Source organism: Rathayibacter sp. AY1C9 (genome assembly GCF_002932315.1).
GTDB lineage: Bacteria > Actinomycetota > Actinomycetes > Actinomycetales > Microbacteriaceae > Rathayibacter.
Map to the genome: position 1 here is coordinate 42,278 of NZ_PSVZ01000001.1, position 16,416 is coordinate 58,693.

The window sequence follows — 16,416 nt, forward strand, 5'->3', positions numbered from 1 at the left end:
CGCTGCCGCCGCCCTGGGGGGGACGGCGGCAGCGTGCGGTGCAGGAGGATGCTCAGGAGAGGCGCTCGCCCGACTCCGCGTCGAAGACGTGCACGCGGTGGTTCGCGGTCACGTACACGCGGTCGCCCGCGGTGGGGTGCACGCGGCCGTCGACGCGCGCGACGATGTCGGTGCGGCGGCCCTCGACCTCGGTGTGGCCGTAGAGGTAGCCGTCCGAGCCGAGCTCCTCGATGAGGTCGACCTCGATCGGCAGTCCGCCGGGCTGGGTCGAGACGGTGACGTCCTCGGGGCGCACGCCGAGCGTGACGACCTTCTGGCTCGTCTTCGCGAGCGCCTCGCGGGCGATCGGGAGGACGGTGTCGCCGAACTTGACGCCGCCGTCGGTGACGTCCGCGTGGAACAGGTTCATCGCGGGCGAGCCGATGAAGCCGGCCACGAAGACGTTGTTCGGGTTCTCGTACAGGTCGCGGGGCGAGCCGACCTGCTGGAGGAGGCCGTCCTTGAGGACCGCGATGCGGTCGCCCATGGTGAGCGCCTCGGTCTGGTCGTGGGTGACGTAGACCGTGGTGATGCCCAGGCGGCGCTGCAGCGTGCCGATCTGGGTGCGGGTGGACACGCGGAGCTTGGCGTCGAGGTTCGACAGCGGCTCGTCCATGAGGAAGACCTGGGGCTTGCGGACGATGGCGCGGCCCATCGCGACGCGCTGGCGCTGGCCACCGGAGAGCGCCTTCGGCTTGCGGTTCAGGTAGGGCTCGAGGTCGAGCATCTTCGCGGCCTCGAGGACCCGCGCGGCGCGCTCGTCCTTGTTGACGCCGGCGATCTTGAGCGCGAAGCCCATGTTCTCGGCGACCGACATGTGCGGGTACAGCGCGTAGTTCTGGAAGACCATCGCGATGTCGCGGTCCTTCGGCGGAACGTCCGTGACGTTGCGGTCACCGATGAGGATCCGGCCCTCGTTGACCTCTTCGAGGCCGGCGAGCATGCGCAGGGAGGTGGACTTGCCGCAGCCGGAGGGGCCGACGAGGACGAGGAACTCGCCGTCGCCCACCTCGAGGTTGAGCTTGTCGACGGAGGCGCGAGTGGCCCCGGGGTAGACGCGGGACGCGTGGTCGAAAGTTACGGACGCCATTGTTCTTGCTCCTTCACCGGCAGGTACGTGCCGGACGATCCGAGTGAATGGAAGTGATGGTCATCATCGCGTGGGCGACTCCGACCAACCGTCACAGTATGCCACGGGGCCGACAGTCGTCGGTCGGGCACCGCGTATCCGTCGTTTGGAGGTTTCCCAGGGCTCGCGCGTAGGATTCCGGCGAGTCGCGCCCGGCGACCCCCTTCTTCCCCCTCTCTCATTCGGAGCGTTCTTGTCATGACCACCGGCGGAGCCAACGACCGTCTCTCGAAGAACCAGCGACGAGAGGCCGCCCGAGAGAAGGCGCGCCGCCTGCGCGAGCAGCAGAAGCGCCGCGACCGCGTGAGCCGCTTCGCCCTGCAGGGCGGGCTCGCCGCCGTCGTGATCGCGGTCGTCGTGATCGTGGTCTTCGCCGTCACCTCGAGCATCCGCCCCGCGGGTCCGGGCCCGGCGAACATGGCGAGCGACGGTGTCGTCATCGGCGAGAACATGGTCGCGCAGACGAGCGGCGCCGTCGCCGCCGACGGGACGCCCACCCCCAGCGCGCTCGACACCTCGGCCGGCACGGTCGACATCCGGGTCTACCTCGACTACCTCTGCCCCTACTGCGGCCAGTTCGAGAAGACCAACGGCGACCAGATCAAGGAGTGGGTGACCAGCGGTGCCGCGACGGTCGAGATCCACCCGATCGCCATCCTCACGACCCGCTCCAACGGCACCAAGTACTCGGAGCGCTCGGCCAACGCCGCCGCGTGCGTCGCGGACCGCTCGCCCGACTCGTTCTTCGACTTCAACTCCCTGCTGTTCGCCAACCAGCCGGCGGAGGGGACCGACGGACTCTCGGACGATCAGTTGAAGGACTACGCCTCGCAGGCCGGCGTCGAGGACACGGCGGCCGTGAACACCTGCATCGACGACCAGAGCTTCGTGAGCTGGGTCCGCGCCGCGACCGAGCGCGCCACCTCGGGTCCGCTGCCCGGCACGGACGTGCCCGCGGTCACAGGCACCCCGACCGTCCTGGTCAACGGCGAGGCGTACTCGGGCTCGCTGACCGACCCGGACGCCTTCAGCTCCTTCGTGCTCTCGGCCGCCGCCGACTCCTACTCGTCGGCGACTCCCGCGCCCACCTCCTCCGAGACTCCGGCGCCGAGCGACACGCCCGCCTCGACCGAGGCCCCCGCGTCGACCGAGACCCCGGCTCCCGGCGACGCCCCGGTCTCCACCGAGGCTCCGGCCTCCTCCGAGCCGACTCCGGCCGCCGCGGGCTGAGCCCCGGACGCGCACGAGCCCCGCGCATGCAGAAGGCCCCGACCGCATACAGCGGTCGGGGCCTTCTTCTCTCCTGAGCCGACGACGGGACTTGAACCCGTAACCGCCCGATTACAAGTCGGGTGCGCTACCAATTGCGCCACGTCGGCAGGTGCGCTCGCGCGCCCGGCCACCCTATCGCGGGCCCCGGATCCGCCCGGATCGGGGCCCGCCGCGTCTCACGGTTCGAGGATGCTGAGGTGCCGCTCGGCGGGAGCGGGACGCTTGGGGCCGCCGATCTTCCCGTCGGGACGGCCGACGTAGAGCCAGCCGAGCAGCTCCTCGCCCTTCTCGAGGCGATGCGCCTTCCGCACGGCCTTGTCGCGCGTGTAGGAGCCGGTGCGCCAGAAGACACCCCAGCCCGCCTCGTCGAGCAGCAGGCTCAGGAGGTGGGCGACACCCGAGGCGACGGCCTCCTGCTCCCAGGCCGGCACCCTCGACTTCTTGACGCTGACCACGACGGCCAGCAGCAGGGAGGCGCGGTGCGTCTTCTCGATGTACTTCCGCGGGTCCTTCTTCGCCCCCGAGGCGACCGCGAAGCTGCGGCCGACCCGGTCGCGGGCGGCGCCGCGGATCTCGATGACCCGCCACGGGCGCAGCGAGCTGTGATCGGCGAGACGCGACGCCGCCGAGACGAACGCCGCGATCTCGTCGTGCCCCGGAGCCTCCGGCGTCACCTTCGAGCGCGATCGGCGCGCGAGGACGGCCTCGAGCACGGGGGAGGAGGACACGGTCACTCGCCCTCGGCCTGGAAGTTCAGGGCGATCGAGTTCATGCAGTAGCGGTCGCCGGTGGGCGTGCCGAAGCCGTCGGGGAAGACGTGTCCCAGGTGAGATCCGCAGTTCGCGCAGCGGACCTCGGTGCGGACCATGCCGAGGGTGCTGTCCTCGATCAGCTGGACCGCGTCCGGGTTCACGGACTCGTAGAAGCTCGGCCAGCCGCAGCCGGAGTCGAACTTGGTGCCGCTCTTGAAGAGCTCGGCGCTGCAGGCGGCACAGGTGTAGAGGCCGGAGCGGTGCTCGTCGAGCAGCTCGCCGGTCCACGGGCGCTCGGTGGCCGCTTCGCGCAGGACCGCGTACTGGTCGCGGTCGAGCTCCTCGCGCCACTCGGCGTCGGACTTGTTCACGGAATACGACGACATGGGTCTCCCTCGGAATCCTCGTCAGTGTACGGGGGCGGTCGCGCCCCTCCACCTGGTCCAACCCCCGGGGCGACGGCTCCATTCCGCCTCCGCGGGCTGTGGAGGAGACTCCCCGCCTCCATGCCGCGACACGGTCACGAGGTGTTCGGAGCGCCTCCCCGGCGGCGGCCGTGGGCCTGCCTACCCTGGACGGATGAGCAGGACGACGGACCCGAGACCGGGCACCGGTCTGTCCGAGCGCGAGTTGCGGGTGCTCGCCTTCGAGCGCGAGTGGACGGCCCGCTCCGGGGACAAGGACGACGCGATCCGCTCCCAGTTCGGACTGTCGGCCGCCCGCTACTATCAGGTGCTCAGCGCGGTGCTCGCCTCTCCGGCCGCCCTCGCGCACGACCCGATGCTCGTCACGCGGCTGCAGCGCATCCGCGACCAGCGCGCCGGCGCCCGCGCCTCGCGACGCCTCGGGCGCCTCGAGTAGACGAGCTGCTCGAGTCCACCAACGGAAGGCCGGCCGTACCCCCGATGTCGAACACGCACCCGAGAGACCGCTTCGACGAGGTCCCGGCGACGGAGGCGCGCGTCGGCGCCCACCGCCGGCCGCCGGCCCCTCACGCCCGCGCCGTCGCCCTCGCCTGGGCCGCCCTCGCCACCGGAGTCATCGTCCTGCTCGGCTTCATCGGGCTGCTGGTCATCGACGACCGGGTGCAGTTCACGGATGTCTTCACTCCGCCGACCGCGACCGCGGAGGCGACCCCGACCGCAGCCGCGACGCTCGATCCCGATCTCGCCGTCGCCGTCCTCAACGGCACCGCCACCGTCGGACTCGCCGCCAGCGCCGGCGACGCCCTGACGACGGCCGGATGGAGCGTCCCGACCGTCGCGAACGCGAACACCGAGGACATCGCCGCCACGACCGTCTACTACACCGACCCAGCGCTCGAGGGAGCGGCCCTCGGTCTCGTCGACTCGCTCGGAACGGGGACCGTCCTGCTATCGCAGGACTTCGTCGAGACGGGCTCCGTCGTCGTGGTCCTGGGGGCCGATTACGCCTCCGAGCAGGGCTGATCGGGGCCCTCTGTTACGGGCACGTTTCCTCCGTGTTGAATCCCGGGCAACTCTTCCCCGCGAGGCCCTTTCCAGCCCCTCCCGGGGCCGATAGCCGGATTAGTATTCCTGACCAGGCACCAGCACATCGCTCGTGCCGCGGGCATCACAGCACTGGGGAGTACAGAGATGGCGAACGGAACCGTCAAGTGGTTCAACGCTGAGAAGGGCTACGGCTTCATCACGGTCGACGGCGGCGGACAGGACGTCTTCGTCCACTACTCCGCGATCGACATGTCGGGGTACAAGGTCCTCGAGGAGGGGCAGCAGGTCGCGTTCGAGGTCGGCACGGGGTCGAAGGGCCCCCAGGCCGAATCGGTCCGCCCGGCCTGACCACCGAGCCTCCCGGGAGCCGTCGTCCGCCTCGTGCGGGCGGCGGCTCCTTCGTGTCGGAGCGCGTGCCGGTCGCTTGCACTCGTCCACCGCGAGTGCCAGAATCGACCTTGGCACTCGCTCCGGTCGAGTGCCAGCACAGACATTTCACGACGTCCGGGAGGGACGAGAAACACACATGGCCAAGATCATTGCTTTTGACGAAGAAGCCCGCCGCGGCCTCGAGCGTGGACTCAACACTCTGGCCGACGCGGTCAAGGTGACCCTCGGCCCGCGCGGCCGCAACGTCGTCCTCGAGAAGAAGTGGGGCGCTCCCACCATCACGAACGACGGCGTCTCCATCGCCAAGGAGATCGAGCTCGACGAGCCGTACGAGAAGATCGGCGCCGAGCTCGTCAAGGAGGTCGCCAAGAAGACCGACGACGTCGCCGGCGACGGAACCACCACCGCGACCGTCCTCGCTCAGGCGCTAGTCCGCGAGGGCCTGCGCAACGTCGCGGCCGGCGCCGACCCGATCAGCCTCAAGAAGGGCATCGAGAAGGCCGTCAAGGCCGTCACCGCCGAGCTCATCGCCGGCGCGAAGGCGATCGAGACCAAGGAGGAGATCGCGGCGACCGCCTCCATCTCCGCCGCGGACCCCGAGATCGGCGCGATCATCGCCGAGGCGATCGACAAGGTCGGCAAGGAGGGAGTCGTCACCGTCGAGGAGTCGAACACCTTCGGCACCGAGCTCGAGCTCACCGAGGGCATGCGCTTCGACAAGGGCTACCTGTCGCAGTACTTCGTGACCGACCCCGACCGCCAGGAGGCGGTGTTCGAGGACCCCTACATCCTCATCGTCAACTCCAAGGTCTCGAACATCAAGGACCTGCTCCCGGTCGTCGACAAGGTGATCCAGGCGGGCAAGCAGCTGCTGATCATCGCCGAGGACGTCGACGGCGAGGCGCTGGCGACCCTGGTCGTCAACAAGATCCGCGGCATCTTCAAGTCGGTCGCCGTCAAGGCCCCCGGCTTCGGCGACCGTCGCAAGGCGCAGCTCCAGGACATCGCGATCCTCACCGGCGGCCAGGTCATCTCCGAGGAGGTCGGCCTCAAGCTCGAGAACGTCACCCTCGACCTGCTCGGCTCGGCCCGCAAGGTCGTCATCACCAAGGACGAGACCACGATCGTCGAGGGTGCCGGCGACGCCGAGGCCATCGCCGGCCGCGTCGCCCAGATCCGCGGCGAGATCGAGAACACCGACAGCGACTACGACCGCGAGAAGCTCCAGGAGCGCCTCGCGAAGCTCGCCGGCGGCGTCGCGGTCATCAAGGCCGGAGCGGCGACCGAGGTCGAGCTCAAGGAGCGCAAGCACCGCATCGAGGACGCCGTCCGCAACGCGAAGGCCGCCGTCGAGGAGGGCATCGTCGCCGGTGGTGGCGTCGCCCTCATCCAGGCCGGCAAGCTCGCCTTCGAGAAGCTCGAGCTCGTCGGAGACGAGGCGACCGGCGCGAACATCGTCAAGGTCGCCATCGACGCCCCGCTCAAGCAGATCGCCCTCAACGCGGGCATGGAGCCCGGCGTCGTCGCTGCGAAGGTCCGCGAGCTGCCCACCGGACACGGCCTCAACGCCGCGACCGGCGAGTACGTCGACCTCATCGCCGCGGGCATCATCGACCCGGTCAAGGTCACGCGCTCCGCTCTGCAGAACGCGGCGTCGATCGCCGGTCTCTTCCTCACCACGGAGGCCGTCGTCGCCGACAAGCCCGAGAAGAACCCGGTCGCCGCGGGCGGCGACCCCACCGGAGGCATGGACTTCTAGTCCGTCCCCCCACCACGCAGAAGGCGGTTTCCCTCCGGGGGAGCCGCCTTCGGCGTTTCCGGAGGCATCTGAGCGAGCAGCGGGGGACCCCGCCGGCAGGCGGTCGTGGACCGGCCCCGCGACCACAACGGCGGTCCTCCTGCGGTGGCACCGCCCTCCGCGCCGCCTCGGTCTCCTCAGCGGACACCGGCACCAGAAGCGCGTGGAGTGCGCCGGTGCGGGTCGCGACGTCCGGGGTCAGGGCGGAGATGTCTTCGGCCGAACGGATGCGGACGGCGATGCCGCAGGATCCGGTGACGCGGCATCCGTCGAGCGTCGGGTCTCATCTCCAGCGGTCTGGGCGGGCTCGCCGCCCGTTGGTCCCCAAGAGGAGAGAGTGAGCCGTGCGCGGCCGTGCGGGCCTGGTCGGCGAGGTCACGGTCGCTCGAGCGGATCGATCTGTGCCGCTCGCGGACGTCGACGGGAGAGCTCGGGCCGAAGAGCCCCCCGATGGGAGACGGGCGGCGGTGCGGATCAGACCGAGGCGGGGGAGGTCTCGCCGTTCTGGCCGACCGTGAGCAGCGGCAGCGCGACGCGGAAGGTCGCGCCTCCGCCCGGCGTCTCGACGACGTCCACGCGGCCCTTGTGCGCGGCGACGATCGAGGACACGATCGCCAGTCCGAGGCCGCTGCCGCCGGTCTCGCGGGTCCGCGACGTGTCCGCGCGCCAGAAGCGCTGGAAGATCTTCTCGCGGATCTGCGGCGGGATGCCCTCGCCGTGGTCGATGACCTCCAGCAGGGCGAGGCGGCGGGAGCGGTCGACGGCGACGCCGATCTCGATCGGAGTGTCCTCGGGCGTGTAGCGGACGGCGTTGCCGATCAGGTTCGTCAGGACCTGGCGGATCTTGTTCTCCTCCGCCATCACCATCGCGGGCACGCCCGGCTCCTCGGGGGCGGTGGCGGTGCCGGCGGCGATCTCCTCGGCGTTGACCCGGCGCGGACGCCGGCGGAATCGGGCGAGCCTCGCTCCTGCCGCGGCGATCGGGCCGGTGAGCCCGGGGTTCGTCAGCTCCATGGTCTGAGTGGCGGAGGCGCCGGCCTCGTCGGGCTCGAGCGCGGGCGTCTCCACGGGGGTGTCGTCGCGGGTCTCGACGCCGAAGTCGCGGTCGGGCCAGGAGGCCATCGCGTCCATCGCGGCGTCGCGGGCGAGCGGCATCAGATCGACGGGCGCGAGTGCGAGAGGCTTCGTCTCGTCGAGGCGGGCGAGCTCGAGGAGGTCCTCGACCAGGCCGCCCATCCGGATCGCCTCCTTCTCGATGCGCTCCATCGCCTGGCCGACGGCCTCGGGCGTCTGCAGAGCGCCCATCCGGTACAGCTCGGCGTAGCCGCGGACGGAGACCAGCGGGGTGCGCAGCTCGTGGCTGGCGTCGCCGACGAAGCGGCGCATCTGGTCGATCGTGCGGGCGCGGTCGCGGAAGGCGGAGTCGATCCGCCCGAGCATCGCGTTCAGGGAGCGGTTGAGGCGTCCGACCTCGGTGTTGGGTGTCGTCCCGTCCAGGCGCTGGCTGAAGTCGCCGTCGGCGATGGCGGCGGCGGTCTGCTCGACCTCGCGCAGCGGGGCGAAGGTGGTGGTGACCAGCAGGCGGGTGAGGAGTGCGCCGATCACGACGATCGCGACTCCGAAGCCGAGGAAGATCGTGAGGTACGTCGTCATGATGACGTCGACGCTGCGGGTCGACACCGCGAGCAGGAGCGTCTGGTACTCGGTGCCCCTCGTGAACACCGTCGACATGACGTGGTACTCGACCTTGCCGTTGGAGCTCCAGATCTCCATCGGCTTGTCGCCGCCCTGCAGCGCCTGCTCGAGGGTGAAGGTCTGCGGGAAGGCGGGGTCGGCCGCGCCGGACGCGTTCGTGTTGTCGAGCGTGCCGTACTGGTCGTAGACGGCGCCGAAGTCGGCCTTGGACTCGTCGATCGCGGCGAGGTCGTTGACGGAGAGGTCGCTCGCCGTCCGCTGGACCTGGTCGGCCAGCTGCGCGTCGAGCTGGGCGACGAGCTGCGGCTTCAGCATCGTCATCGTCCCGATCCCGGAGACGAGGAGTCCCAGCGTGAGCAGGAGGACCGTGACCGCGGTGATCTTGGTGCGCAACGAGATGGAGTTCCACCGCTCGGCCAGACCCTGGTGCATGGCGGTGGAACTCCCTCGGGATCGGCGGGCGCCGCGCCTCCGGCGGGAGGTGGCGCCGAGGTGGCGGAGGCTAGGCCTTCGCGACCTTCAGCATGTATCCGAATCCTCGCTTGGTCTGGATGAGCGATTCCTCCGAATGCGTGTCGAGCTTACGTCGCAGGTACGAGATGTAGGACTCGACGATGCCCGCATCGCCGTTGAAGTCGTACTCCCAGACGTGGTCGAGGATCTGCGCCTTGCTGAGCACCCGGTTCGGGTTGAGCATCAGGTAGCGGAGCAGCTTGAACTCGGTGGGGCTGAGCTCCACCGGCTCGTCGCCGACGAGGACCTCGTGCGTGTCCTGGTCCATCGTCAGCTCGCCGGCCCGGATGACCGCGTCCTCCTCGGCGTGCATGGTGCGGCGGAGGATCGCCTTGATGCGCGCGACGATCTCGTCGAGGCTGAACGGCTTCGTGACGTAGTCGTCACCGCCGACGGTGAGGCCCGTGATCTTGTCCTCGGTGTCGTCCTTCGCCGTGAGGAAGAGGATGGGGGAGGTGTACCCGGCCGAGCGGAGGCGCTTGGTCACGCCGAACCCGTTCATGTCGGGGAGCATCACGTCGAGGATGATCAGGTCCGGCTCCTCCTCGAGGACTGCCGAGATGGCCTGGGCCCCGTTGCCGACCGCACGCACGGCGAAGCCGGCGAAGCGGAGGCTTGTGGTGAGCAGGTCTCTGATGTTGGGCTCGTCGTCGACGATGAGAATGCGGGGTCCGTCCATGCAGGACAGTATCTGGCCGTCGGCTGCACGGAGTCTGGGAGTCGGTTGTCCAGGCGCTCGGTGCCGGCTCGGCGGCGGGGAACGCCTGACGAAAGGCGGTGCGGCAGGAGGAGACCGCGTCCGATCAGGACTGCGCGCGGCGGCGCCGGACCCCCACGATGAGCATCGTGATCATCATGAGGAACGCGATGGGCAGGCCCACCAGCGGCACGGCGAAGACGAACTGCCAGAACGGGCCGGCGTACTCGCGGATCCCGAGCGCGGGGGCGACCAGGATCGCGAGGAACGCGAGGACCGTCACGACGATGATCGCGATGAACATGTAGGCGAGCGTGCGCTCCGCGCGTCCGACGCCCGCCGGCTCCTGTGGCTTCACCCGTCAAGGATAGAGCGGCCCCGGTCGACTAAACTGATGGCTGCTTCATTTCCAGGAGGGGTCTGCATGCCTACCGGCAAGGTCAAGTTCTACGACGAGGAGAAGGGCTTCGGCTTCATCAGCACTGATGACGGCCAGGAGGTCTTCCTGCACGCTTCCGCGCTGCCCTCCGGGACCGCGGTCAAGGCCGGCACCCGCCTCGAGTTCGGCATCGCCGACGGCAAGCGCGGGGCGCAGGCGCTCTCGGCGCGCGTCCTCGACGCTCCGCCGAGCCTGGTGAAGCTCAACCGGAAGTCCGCGGACGACATGTCCGTGATCGTGGAGGACACGGTCAAGCTGCTCGACGGGATCGGCGCCGGGCTCAAGCGCGGCCGCTACCCCGACAAGGCGCACGGGCGCACGATCGCGGCGCTCCTGCGCCGGGTTGCGGACGAGCTGGATGCCTGACGCCGACGGCACGACCGACGAGCAGGGCCCGGTCGAGGAGACCGTCGCCGCTCCGACCACGGAGGACGCTCGCGTGGAGCAGTCCTCGGGAGAGGGCGTCTCCGGCGCCGAGCCCGACGCGACTCCCGCCGATTCTGACTCCTCCGCTGAGGACGCGCGCGGAGCCGACGAGGAGACCGACGCTGACCAGGCGGCTCCTGTCGACGAGGCTCCCTCCGGCGAGGGTGAGAGCGACGCGGCCCTCCCGGTGACCGAGGCTTCTGGCGAGGACTCCGCCTCTGCGGAGGAGACTCCTCCGGCCGACGACGTCGCCGCGGAGGCGGGAGTCTCCGGCTCGGGCACTGCTTCTGCTGCAGTGCCGGCTCCTGCTGAGGATGCGGCTCCTGCTGAGGATGCGGCTCCTGCTGAGGATGCGGCTCCTGCTGAGGATGCGGCTCCTGCTGAGGATGCGGCTCCTGCTGAGGATGCGGCTCCTGCTGAGGATGCGGCTTCTGCTGAGGATGCGGCTTCTGCTGAGGATGCGGCTTCTGCTGAGGATGCGGCTCCTGCTGAGGATGCGACTTCTGCTGAGGATTCCGCCCTCGTCATGGACGAACCTTCCGACGCCGATGGCGCACCGGCGGCGGACGCGACGTCAGCCGACGACGACGCTTCCCCGGGGGAGGCGGACGAGGCCGCCGCGGACGAGGCTCCCGAGCCCGTCTACGAGGCGGACGCCGTGCTCGCGGGGTCTCTCGATGTCGCTCGCGCCGCGCTCGCCGAGATCGCCCCCGAGGGGACGATCGGCGAGCTGGTCACGACTCTGGCGCAGGGCGAGCACGTCGTGTCGCTGCAGTTCGCGAACCTCATGCGCGGCTACCCGGGTTGGCTGTGGACGGCGACGCTGTCCCGGATCGACGAGACCGAGGACGTGAACGTCCTGGAGGTCGAGCTGCTGCCGGGCGAGGGCGCGGTCCTCGCTCCGGACTGGGTGCCGTGGTCCGTGCGTCTCGCCGACTACCAGACCGCGCAGGACGCGCTCGGCGAGGAGGTCGAGGACGCGGACGACGACGAGCTCGAGGACGCCGAGGAAGACGACCTCGACGACGACTCGGACGACGACTCCGACGAGGACGAGGACGCGGGCGACGACGACGATCCGGTCGACGACGACGACGACTCGGACGACGATTCCGACGGCGACGACTCGGACGACGAGGACTCGGACGACTCCGACGACGACGACCCGGACGACGACTCCGACGACGAGGACTCCGACGACGTCGAGCCCGAACCCGCTCCCGCCCCGACCACCCGTCGCCGTCGCCGTCGCCGCTGATCCGGTCCGGCGCCGCCCGATGAGCATCGACTCCGATACCCGCATCGCCTATCCCGGCGGCGCCGTGCGCTCCTCCGGGCGCGTGCAGCACGTGGGCCGGCTGGAGGACGGCCGCTGGGCGGTCGTCCTCGATGCGACCTCCGCTCACCCCGTCGACCCGACCTGGCCCGACCAGGGGCCCGACCGCGGCGCGCTGGCCGTGGCGGGGGAGCGGCATCCCCTCATCGACTGCCGCATCGGGGCGTGGCAGGGCGGCGAGCTGCACGTCGGCGAGCGGCTCCCGGCGCGGCTCGGCACTCCGGAGTGGAGCTTCGTCGTCGTCCACATCGTCGACGACGCCTCCTCACTCCACGTGGACGACGAGGTCGACGTCGAGGTCGACGCGGACCACCGGCACGAGTTCTCCCGCGGGCACACCGCCTGCCACCTCGCCTCCCTCGCCCTCAACGCCGCTCTGGCCTCGTTCTGGTCGAAGCCGGCGCGCACCGACGCCCTGGGCAACCCGGACTTCGACCAGGCGGCGATCCAGACCTCGCGGATCCGCGAGTCCGGCTCCACCGACGTCTACCGCCTCGGCAAGTCCCTCCGACGCAGCGGGATGGACACCGCCCGCCTGCTGGCGGAGATCCTCGAGGTGCAGGAGCGGGTGAACGCCCTCCTCGCCGAGTGGATCGCCTCGGACGCGGAAGTGTTCATCGAGCGCGATGACGACCTCCTCAGCACGCGGCGGACATGGCGCTGCACCCTCCCCGCGGGGGACGCCGCGATCGCGTGCGGCGGCACCCACGTCGAGCGCCTCGGCGAGTTCACCGGCCTGCGCGTCCGTCTCGAGCCCGAGGCCGACGGCACCGGACTCCGGATGGAGACCGACGCGGTCTAGCGTCGGTTGCGGCTGTAGAACAGCCCGATCGTGCCGAGGACCAGTCCGATCACGACGGTCGACAGGACGACCGGCTCGATGACGGCTCCGACGGCCGTCGCCACGAGCACGGCCACGAGCGCGACCGCCCAGACGACGCACCCGACCAGCAGAGCCGTCGCGTCGTCGCTCGCGTAGGGCGGCGGCGCGGGCCGCCGCTCCTCCTCGCGCAGCCAAAGCCGCATGGCGTGCCTCAGACCGCCAGGCGCTCGAGGACGTGGTCGATGCAGCCGAGCAGCGAGCGGACGTCGTCCGGCTCGATCGCGACGAACGTCGCCACGCGCAGCTGGTTGCGGCCGAGCTTGCGGTACGGCTCCGTGTCGACGATCCCGTTCGCGCGGAGGATCTTCGCGACGAGAGCGGCATCGACGGAGGCGTCGAAGTCGACGGTCGCGACGACCTGGGAGCGGTGCTCGGGCACCTCGACGAACGGGGTGGCGAGGCTCGAGGCCTCGGCCCAGTCGTAGATCGCGGAGGAGGACTCGGCCGTGCGCGCCGACGCCCAGGCCAGGCCGCCCGAGGCGTTCATCCACTCGAGCTGCGACTCCATCAGCAGGAGGGTCGAGAGCGCCGGAGTGTTCAGCGTCTGGTTCAGGCGCGAGTTGTCGACGGCATTCTTGAGGCTGAGGAACTCGGGGATGTAGCGGCCGCTCGCCGCGATGCGCTCGATCCGCTCGATCGCGGCGGGGGAGAAGAGGCCGAACCAGAGTCCGCCGTCGGAGGCGAAGTTCTTCTGCGGGGCGAAGTAGTAGACGTCGGCCTCGGCGATGTCGACGTCGATGCCGCCCGCCGCGCTGGTGGCGTCGATGACGGTGAGCGCGCCCTCGTCGCCGCGGACCCGGCGGACGGAGGCCATCACTCCGGTGCTCGTCTCGTTGTGGGGCCACGCGTACACGTCGATCCCCTCGACGATCTCGACCTCGCTCCGGGACCCCGCGGGGGCGGAGACGACGTGGGCCGGCTCGAGGAACGGCGCGGAGGCGGCGGCCGCGAACTTCTGGCCGAACTCGCCGAACGTGAGGTTCTCGGCGCGGCGCTCGATGAGGGAGAAGGCCGCGGCGTCCCAGAAGGCGGTCGAGCCGCCGTTGCCCAGCAGGACCTCGTAGCCCTCGGGGATGCGGAACAGCGTGGCGAGGTGCTCCCGCACGCGCCCGACGAGGTCCTTGACGGGCGCCTGGCGGTGCGAGGTCCCGAGGAGGTGCGCGCCCTGTGTCGCGAGGTGGGCGAGCTGGTCGTGCCGCACCTTGGACGGGCCGCAGCCGAACCGTCCGTCGTGGGGGAGCAGCTCGCGAGGAATGGTGAGGTCCGGCATGCGTTAATACTAGGGTTCCCGGCCCGCACCCCTCCTCCGAGCGACGGAGGCCTGCGTCGCGCCGCAGCGCCGATGCTGCGTCGTGGCGACCACTAGGGTGGAGCGCGCCGAGACGGGAAGGCTGAGATGACGGATCTGATCGACACCACCGAGATGTACCTGCGCACCATCCTCGAGCTCGAGGAGGAGAACATCATCCCGCTGCGCGCGCGCATCTCGGAGCGGCTCAGCCACTCCGGGCCGACCGTGTCGCAGACCGTCGGTCGCATGGAGCGCGACGGCCTCGTCGTCGTCTCGGGCGACCGCCACCTCGAGCTCACCTCCGACGGCCGCCGCAAGGCGATCCACGTCATGCGCAAGCACCGCCTCGCCGAGCGGCTCCTCCACGACGTCATCAAGCTCGACTGGGAGTTCGTGCACGAGGAGGCCTGCCGCTGGGAGCACGTGATGAGCGAGCAGGTCGAGCGCCGCCTTCTCGAGATGCTCGACCACCCGACGGAGTCGCCCTACGGCAACCCGATCCCGGGCCTGGACGAGCTCGGCGACACCCCCGCCTCCCGCTTCGCCGACGGCGTCATCAGCCTGCCGCGCTTCGTCGCCGGGTCGAGCGAGCCCCGCCGCGGCGTCGTCCGTCGCCTCGGCGAGCCGGCGCAGGTCGATCCGGAGCTCCTCCTCCAGCTCAAGCAGGCCGGGGTCGTGCCCGGTGCCGAGGGCGAGTTCTCGGCCCTCAACGGCTACGTGCTCGCGCGCATCGACGGAGCCGAGGCGGGCATCGAGCTGCCCAACGAGGTCGCGGCGCACATCTTCCTCGTCGTCTGACCCCCGCCTCCCTGGGAGTGGCCCGTACGGTCCCTTACCGCATCCGGTGACCGGAGGCGAACGGGAGAGCGGTCTCTTCCCGCCGAGAAGGTGACAAATCGGTAACGGTCGCTTACGCTCTGTGGAGCCCTGCGGCCGAGCCTCGGTCTCAGGGCGCGGGATCCGACGCCCCCACACCCGTCTCGGATCCTGTGCACACCGATGCTTCGTGCATGAGACGGGACAGCTGCCTGGGCTGAGGGGACGTCGGAGGATCTCCCCCTTGCCCCAGAACCCCCTCACCCCGAACGAGGACGCCGGCTCACCCGACCGGTTCCGCTCCAACCACCCCGACCGCTCCGGCGACGCGAACTTCGAGAACCGGCCCCCGGTCATCCGCGCCCGGATCCACGGGGACGCACCCGTCTCCCGTCGCGCCGTTCCCGCAGCTCCTGCCCGCCGCGCGGACATCACCGACTTCGTGCCGTCGCCGGCCGGGACCCCGCGCAAGCGCCGGGGCCGTGTCGTCGGCAAGGTCGCGATGGTCGGCTTCGCCGGCGCGCTGGTCGCGACCATGGCGCTCCCCGCCTACGCCTTCACTCCGGGCAGCCAGGACGACGGCCTGTTCGCGGCATCGCGAGCCGACCTCCTCCGCCAGGGCTCCGCGCAGACCGTCGCCGTCGACGGCGGAGTGGTGCAGGCCGCGATCGCCCGAGACGGCTTCTCGGCCGAGGCAGCGCCCCCGCCGCCCGCACCGGAGCCCGAGCCCGTCGTGGTCGCCGAGCCCGTTGTCGACACGAGCGACGTCGCGGAGGCGCGCGCCGAGACCGCCGAGGAGTTCAACTCCTACGCCGGCGCCTCGGCCAGCGAGATCGCGGCCGCCGCCCCGACCACCAGCTACAGCCTCTCGGCGGTGTTCGACACGGCGATGCAGTACCAGGGCGTGCCCTACGTCTTCGGCGGAGCCGACCCGAGCGGCTTCGACTGCTCCGGCTTCGTGATGTACGTCTTCGCGCAGTACGGCATCTCGATGCCGCACTCGGCCGCGGGCCAGGGCGCCATGGGCACCCCCGTCTCGCTCGCCGACGCGCAGCCCGGCGACCTCGTCATCATGGACGGCCACGACGGCTTCTACGCCGGCAACGGCAACATCCTGCACGCACCCTACGAGGGTGCGAGCGTCCGCGTGCAGCCGCTGTGGACCTCCGACTACCGGATCGTGCGAATCAACGGCTGATCCGGTCGATCCGCTCGAGACCCCGTCCCCTCCTGGAGGGGGCGGGCTCTCGTCGTCCCGCCGTGTGAACGCCGCGTGACGAATCCGGACCGACCCCTGGTGTTCCGGGCGTGAAGGGTTAACCTGAACCCCAGTCCGCTCGCGTGGCGAGCGGATCGATTCGTCGAGGGACGGAGTGCCGGGATGGCCGAGCGGAGCGGGCGCCACAGCGTGGGGCTGCGCTCGCGCGTGCGGCCGGCCGATTCGATACGCGCGCGGGTCCTCACCGCG

At 70.6% G+C, this 16,416-nt stretch carries 18 protein-coding genes and 1 tRNA gene; 10 read left to right on the forward strand and 9 right to left on the reverse strand.

The window, feature by feature from the left end; translation table 11 throughout:
• Nucleotides 1–52: 52 nt before the first annotated feature.
• On the reverse strand, nt 53–1,129 hold the full coding sequence (locus tag C5D09_RS00225) for an ABC transporter ATP-binding protein (protein WP_104268361.1): 1,077 nt from the start codon (nt 1,127–1,129) through the stop codon (nt 53–55).
• A gap of 237 nt (nt 1,130–1,366) precedes the next feature.
• On the opposite strand from C5D09_RS00225, the gene C5D09_RS00230 reads away from it, so the two are divergent.
• Complete coding sequence (locus C5D09_RS00230) at nt 1,367–2,398, forward strand: thioredoxin domain-containing protein (RefSeq protein ID WP_104249377.1); 1,032 nt, start codon at nt 1,367–1,369, stop codon at nt 2,396–2,398.
• Between the two features lie 76 nt (nt 2,399–2,474).
• Here C5D09_RS00230 and C5D09_RS00235 read toward each other — a convergent pair.
• The 3 genes from C5D09_RS00235 to msrB form a co-directional block, all read right to left on the reverse strand.
• Nucleotides 2,475–2,547, reverse strand: a tRNA-Thr gene (locus C5D09_RS00235).
• A gap of 69 nt (nt 2,548–2,616) precedes the next feature.
• The gene (locus tag C5D09_RS00240; RefSeq protein WP_104268362.1) at nt 2,617–3,174 is read right to left on the reverse strand and encodes a nitroreductase family protein; all 558 of its coding nucleotides are present in this window, start codon (nt 3,172–3,174) and stop codon (nt 2,617–2,619) included.
• Entirely contained in the window at nt 3,171–3,578 is a 408-nt protein-coding gene (gene msrB, locus C5D09_RS00245) for a peptide-methionine (R)-S-oxide reductase MsrB (RefSeq protein WP_104224596.1), read from the reverse strand. The genes C5D09_RS00240 and msrB overlap by 4 nt, the downstream gene beginning before the upstream one ends.
• A 193-nt stretch (nt 3,579–3,771) precedes the next feature.
• Between msrB and C5D09_RS00250 the strand changes: the two genes are divergently transcribed.
• The 4 genes from C5D09_RS00250 (at nt 3,772) to groL (ending at nt 6,813) form a co-directional block, all read left to right on the forward strand.
• Complete coding sequence (locus tag C5D09_RS00250; RefSeq protein WP_104224597.1) at nt 3,772–4,053, forward strand: DUF3263 domain-containing protein; 282 nt, start codon at nt 3,772–3,774, stop codon at nt 4,051–4,053.
• A gap of 44 nt (nt 4,054–4,097) precedes the next feature.
• Nucleotides 4,098–4,640: a LytR C-terminal domain-containing protein gene (locus C5D09_RS00255; protein ID WP_104224598.1), complete on the forward strand. Its 543-nt coding sequence runs from the start codon at nt 4,098–4,100 to the stop codon at nt 4,638–4,640.
• A 168-nt stretch (nt 4,641–4,808) separates the two neighbouring features.
• Nucleotides 4,809–5,012, forward strand: a complete 204-nt coding sequence (locus tag C5D09_RS00260; protein ID WP_104224599.1) for a cold-shock protein — start codon at nt 4,809–4,811, stop codon at nt 5,010–5,012.
• Between the two features lie 178 nt (nt 5,013–5,190).
• Nucleotides 5,191–6,813: a chaperonin GroEL gene (groL, locus tag C5D09_RS00265; protein WP_104224600.1), complete on the forward strand. Its 1,623-nt coding sequence runs from the start codon at nt 5,191–5,193 to the stop codon at nt 6,811–6,813.
• Between the two features lie 513 nt (nt 6,814–7,326).
• Here groL and C5D09_RS00270 read toward each other — a convergent pair.
• The 3 genes from C5D09_RS00270 to C5D09_RS00280 form a co-directional block, all read right to left on the reverse strand.
• Nucleotides 7,327–8,979 carry a HAMP domain-containing sensor histidine kinase gene (locus C5D09_RS00270; RefSeq protein ID WP_104224601.1) on the reverse strand — a complete coding sequence of 551 codons (1,653 nt, stop codon included), beginning with the start codon at nt 8,977–8,979 and terminating at the stop codon, nt 7,327–7,329.
• Nucleotides 8,980–9,049: 70 nt separating this feature from the next.
• On the reverse strand, nt 9,050–9,739 hold the full coding sequence (locus C5D09_RS00275) for a response regulator transcription factor (protein ID WP_055787731.1): 690 nt from the start codon (nt 9,737–9,739) through the stop codon (nt 9,050–9,052).
• 124 nt (nt 9,740–9,863) lie between these two features.
• Entirely contained in the window at nt 9,864–10,115 is a 252-nt protein-coding gene (locus C5D09_RS00280; RefSeq protein ID WP_258066859.1) for a hypothetical protein, read from the reverse strand.
• A 66-nt stretch (nt 10,116–10,181) separates the two neighbouring features.
• Between C5D09_RS00280 and C5D09_RS00285 the strand changes: the two genes are divergently transcribed.
• Genes C5D09_RS00285 through C5D09_RS00295 form a run of 3 tightly spaced genes read left to right on the forward strand, consistent with a single transcriptional unit; the run spans nt 10,182 to nt 12,760 of the window.
• Nucleotides 10,182–10,562, forward strand: a complete 381-nt coding sequence (locus C5D09_RS00285; protein ID WP_104224602.1) for a cold-shock protein — start codon at nt 10,182–10,184, stop codon at nt 10,560–10,562.
• Nucleotides 10,555–11,880, forward strand: coding sequence for a DUF3027 domain-containing protein (locus C5D09_RS00290; protein WP_104268363.1), 1,326 nt, complete (start codon nt 10,555–10,557; stop codon nt 11,878–11,880). Before C5D09_RS00285 ends, C5D09_RS00290 begins: the two co-directional genes overlap by 8 nt.
• Before the next feature lie 19 nt (nt 11,881–11,899).
• Nucleotides 11,900–12,760, forward strand: coding sequence for a metal-dependent hydrolase (locus tag C5D09_RS00295; protein WP_104268364.1), 861 nt, complete (start codon nt 11,900–11,902; stop codon nt 12,758–12,760).
• Here the strand turns inward: C5D09_RS00295 and C5D09_RS00300 are convergent.
• Together C5D09_RS00300 and serC are read right to left on the reverse strand one after the other, a co-directional pair.
• On the reverse strand, nt 12,757–12,984 hold the full coding sequence (locus C5D09_RS00300; RefSeq protein WP_104224604.1) for a DUF2530 domain-containing protein: 228 nt from the start codon (nt 12,982–12,984) through the stop codon (nt 12,757–12,759). The genes C5D09_RS00295 and C5D09_RS00300 overlap by 4 nt on opposite strands.
• Nucleotides 12,985–12,992: 8 nt before the next feature.
• Complete coding sequence (serC, locus tag C5D09_RS00305) at nt 12,993–14,111, reverse strand: phosphoserine transaminase (RefSeq protein WP_104268365.1); 1,119 nt, start codon at nt 14,109–14,111, stop codon at nt 12,993–12,995.
• A 126-nt stretch (nt 14,112–14,237) separates the two neighbouring features.
• Here serC and C5D09_RS00310 point away from each other — a divergent pair, with 126 nt between their 5' ends.
• Entirely contained in the window at nt 14,238–14,930 is a 693-nt protein-coding gene (locus tag C5D09_RS00310) for a metal-dependent transcriptional regulator (protein WP_104224606.1), read from the forward strand.
• A gap of 262 nt (nt 14,931–15,192) precedes the next feature.
• The gene (locus C5D09_RS17670) at nt 15,193–16,146 is read left to right on the forward strand and encodes a C40 family peptidase (RefSeq protein WP_258066862.1); all 954 of its coding nucleotides are present in this window, start codon (nt 15,193–15,195) and stop codon (nt 16,144–16,146) included.
• The last annotated feature ends 270 nt before the right edge of the window (nt 16,147–16,416 follow it).

Bases quoted from the DNA above. Each gene is read 5' to 3' on its own strand.
- C5D09_RS00225 (WP_104268361.1), bottom strand. From the start codon at position 1,129: ATGGCGTCCGTAACTTTCGACCACGCGTCCCGCGTCTACCCCGGGGCC.
- C5D09_RS00230 (WP_104249377.1), top strand. From the start codon at position 1,367: ATGACCACCGGCGGAGCCAACGACCGTCTCTCGAAGAACCAGCGACGA.
- msrB (WP_104224596.1), bottom strand. From the start codon at position 3,578: ATGTCGTCGTATTCCGTGAACAAGTCCGACGCCGAGTGGCGCGAGGAG.
- C5D09_RS00250 (WP_104224597.1), top strand. From the start codon at position 3,772: ATGAGCAGGACGACGGACCCGAGACCGGGCACCGGTCTGTCCGAGCGC.
- C5D09_RS00255 (WP_104224598.1), top strand. From the start codon at position 4,098: ATGTCGAACACGCACCCGAGAGACCGCTTCGACGAGGTCCCGGCGACG.
- C5D09_RS00260 (WP_104224599.1), top strand. From the start codon at position 4,809: ATGGCGAACGGAACCGTCAAGTGGTTCAACGCTGAGAAGGGCTACGGC.
- groL (WP_104224600.1), top strand. From the start codon at position 5,191: ATGGCCAAGATCATTGCTTTTGACGAAGAAGCCCGCCGCGGCCTCGAG.
- C5D09_RS00270 (WP_104224601.1), bottom strand. From the start codon at position 8,979: ATGCACCAGGGTCTGGCCGAGCGGTGGAACTCCATCTCGTTGCGCACC.
- C5D09_RS00275 (WP_055787731.1), bottom strand. From the start codon at position 9,739: ATGGACGGACCCCGCATTCTCATCGTCGACGACGAGCCCAACATCAGA.
- C5D09_RS00285 (WP_104224602.1), top strand. From the start codon at position 10,182: ATGCCTACCGGCAAGGTCAAGTTCTACGACGAGGAGAAGGGCTTCGGC.
- C5D09_RS00290 (WP_104268363.1), top strand. From the start codon at position 10,555: ATGCCTGACGCCGACGGCACGACCGACGAGCAGGGCCCGGTCGAGGAG.
- C5D09_RS00295 (WP_104268364.1), top strand. From the start codon at position 11,900: ATGAGCATCGACTCCGATACCCGCATCGCCTATCCCGGCGGCGCCGTG.
- C5D09_RS00300 (WP_104224604.1), bottom strand. From the start codon at position 12,984: ATGCGGCTTTGGCTGCGCGAGGAGGAGCGGCGGCCCGCGCCGCCGCCC.
- serC (WP_104268365.1), bottom strand. From the start codon at position 14,111: ATGCCGGACCTCACCATTCCTCGCGAGCTGCTCCCCCACGACGGACGG.
- C5D09_RS00310 (WP_104224606.1), top strand. From the start codon at position 14,238: ATGACGGATCTGATCGACACCACCGAGATGTACCTGCGCACCATCCTC.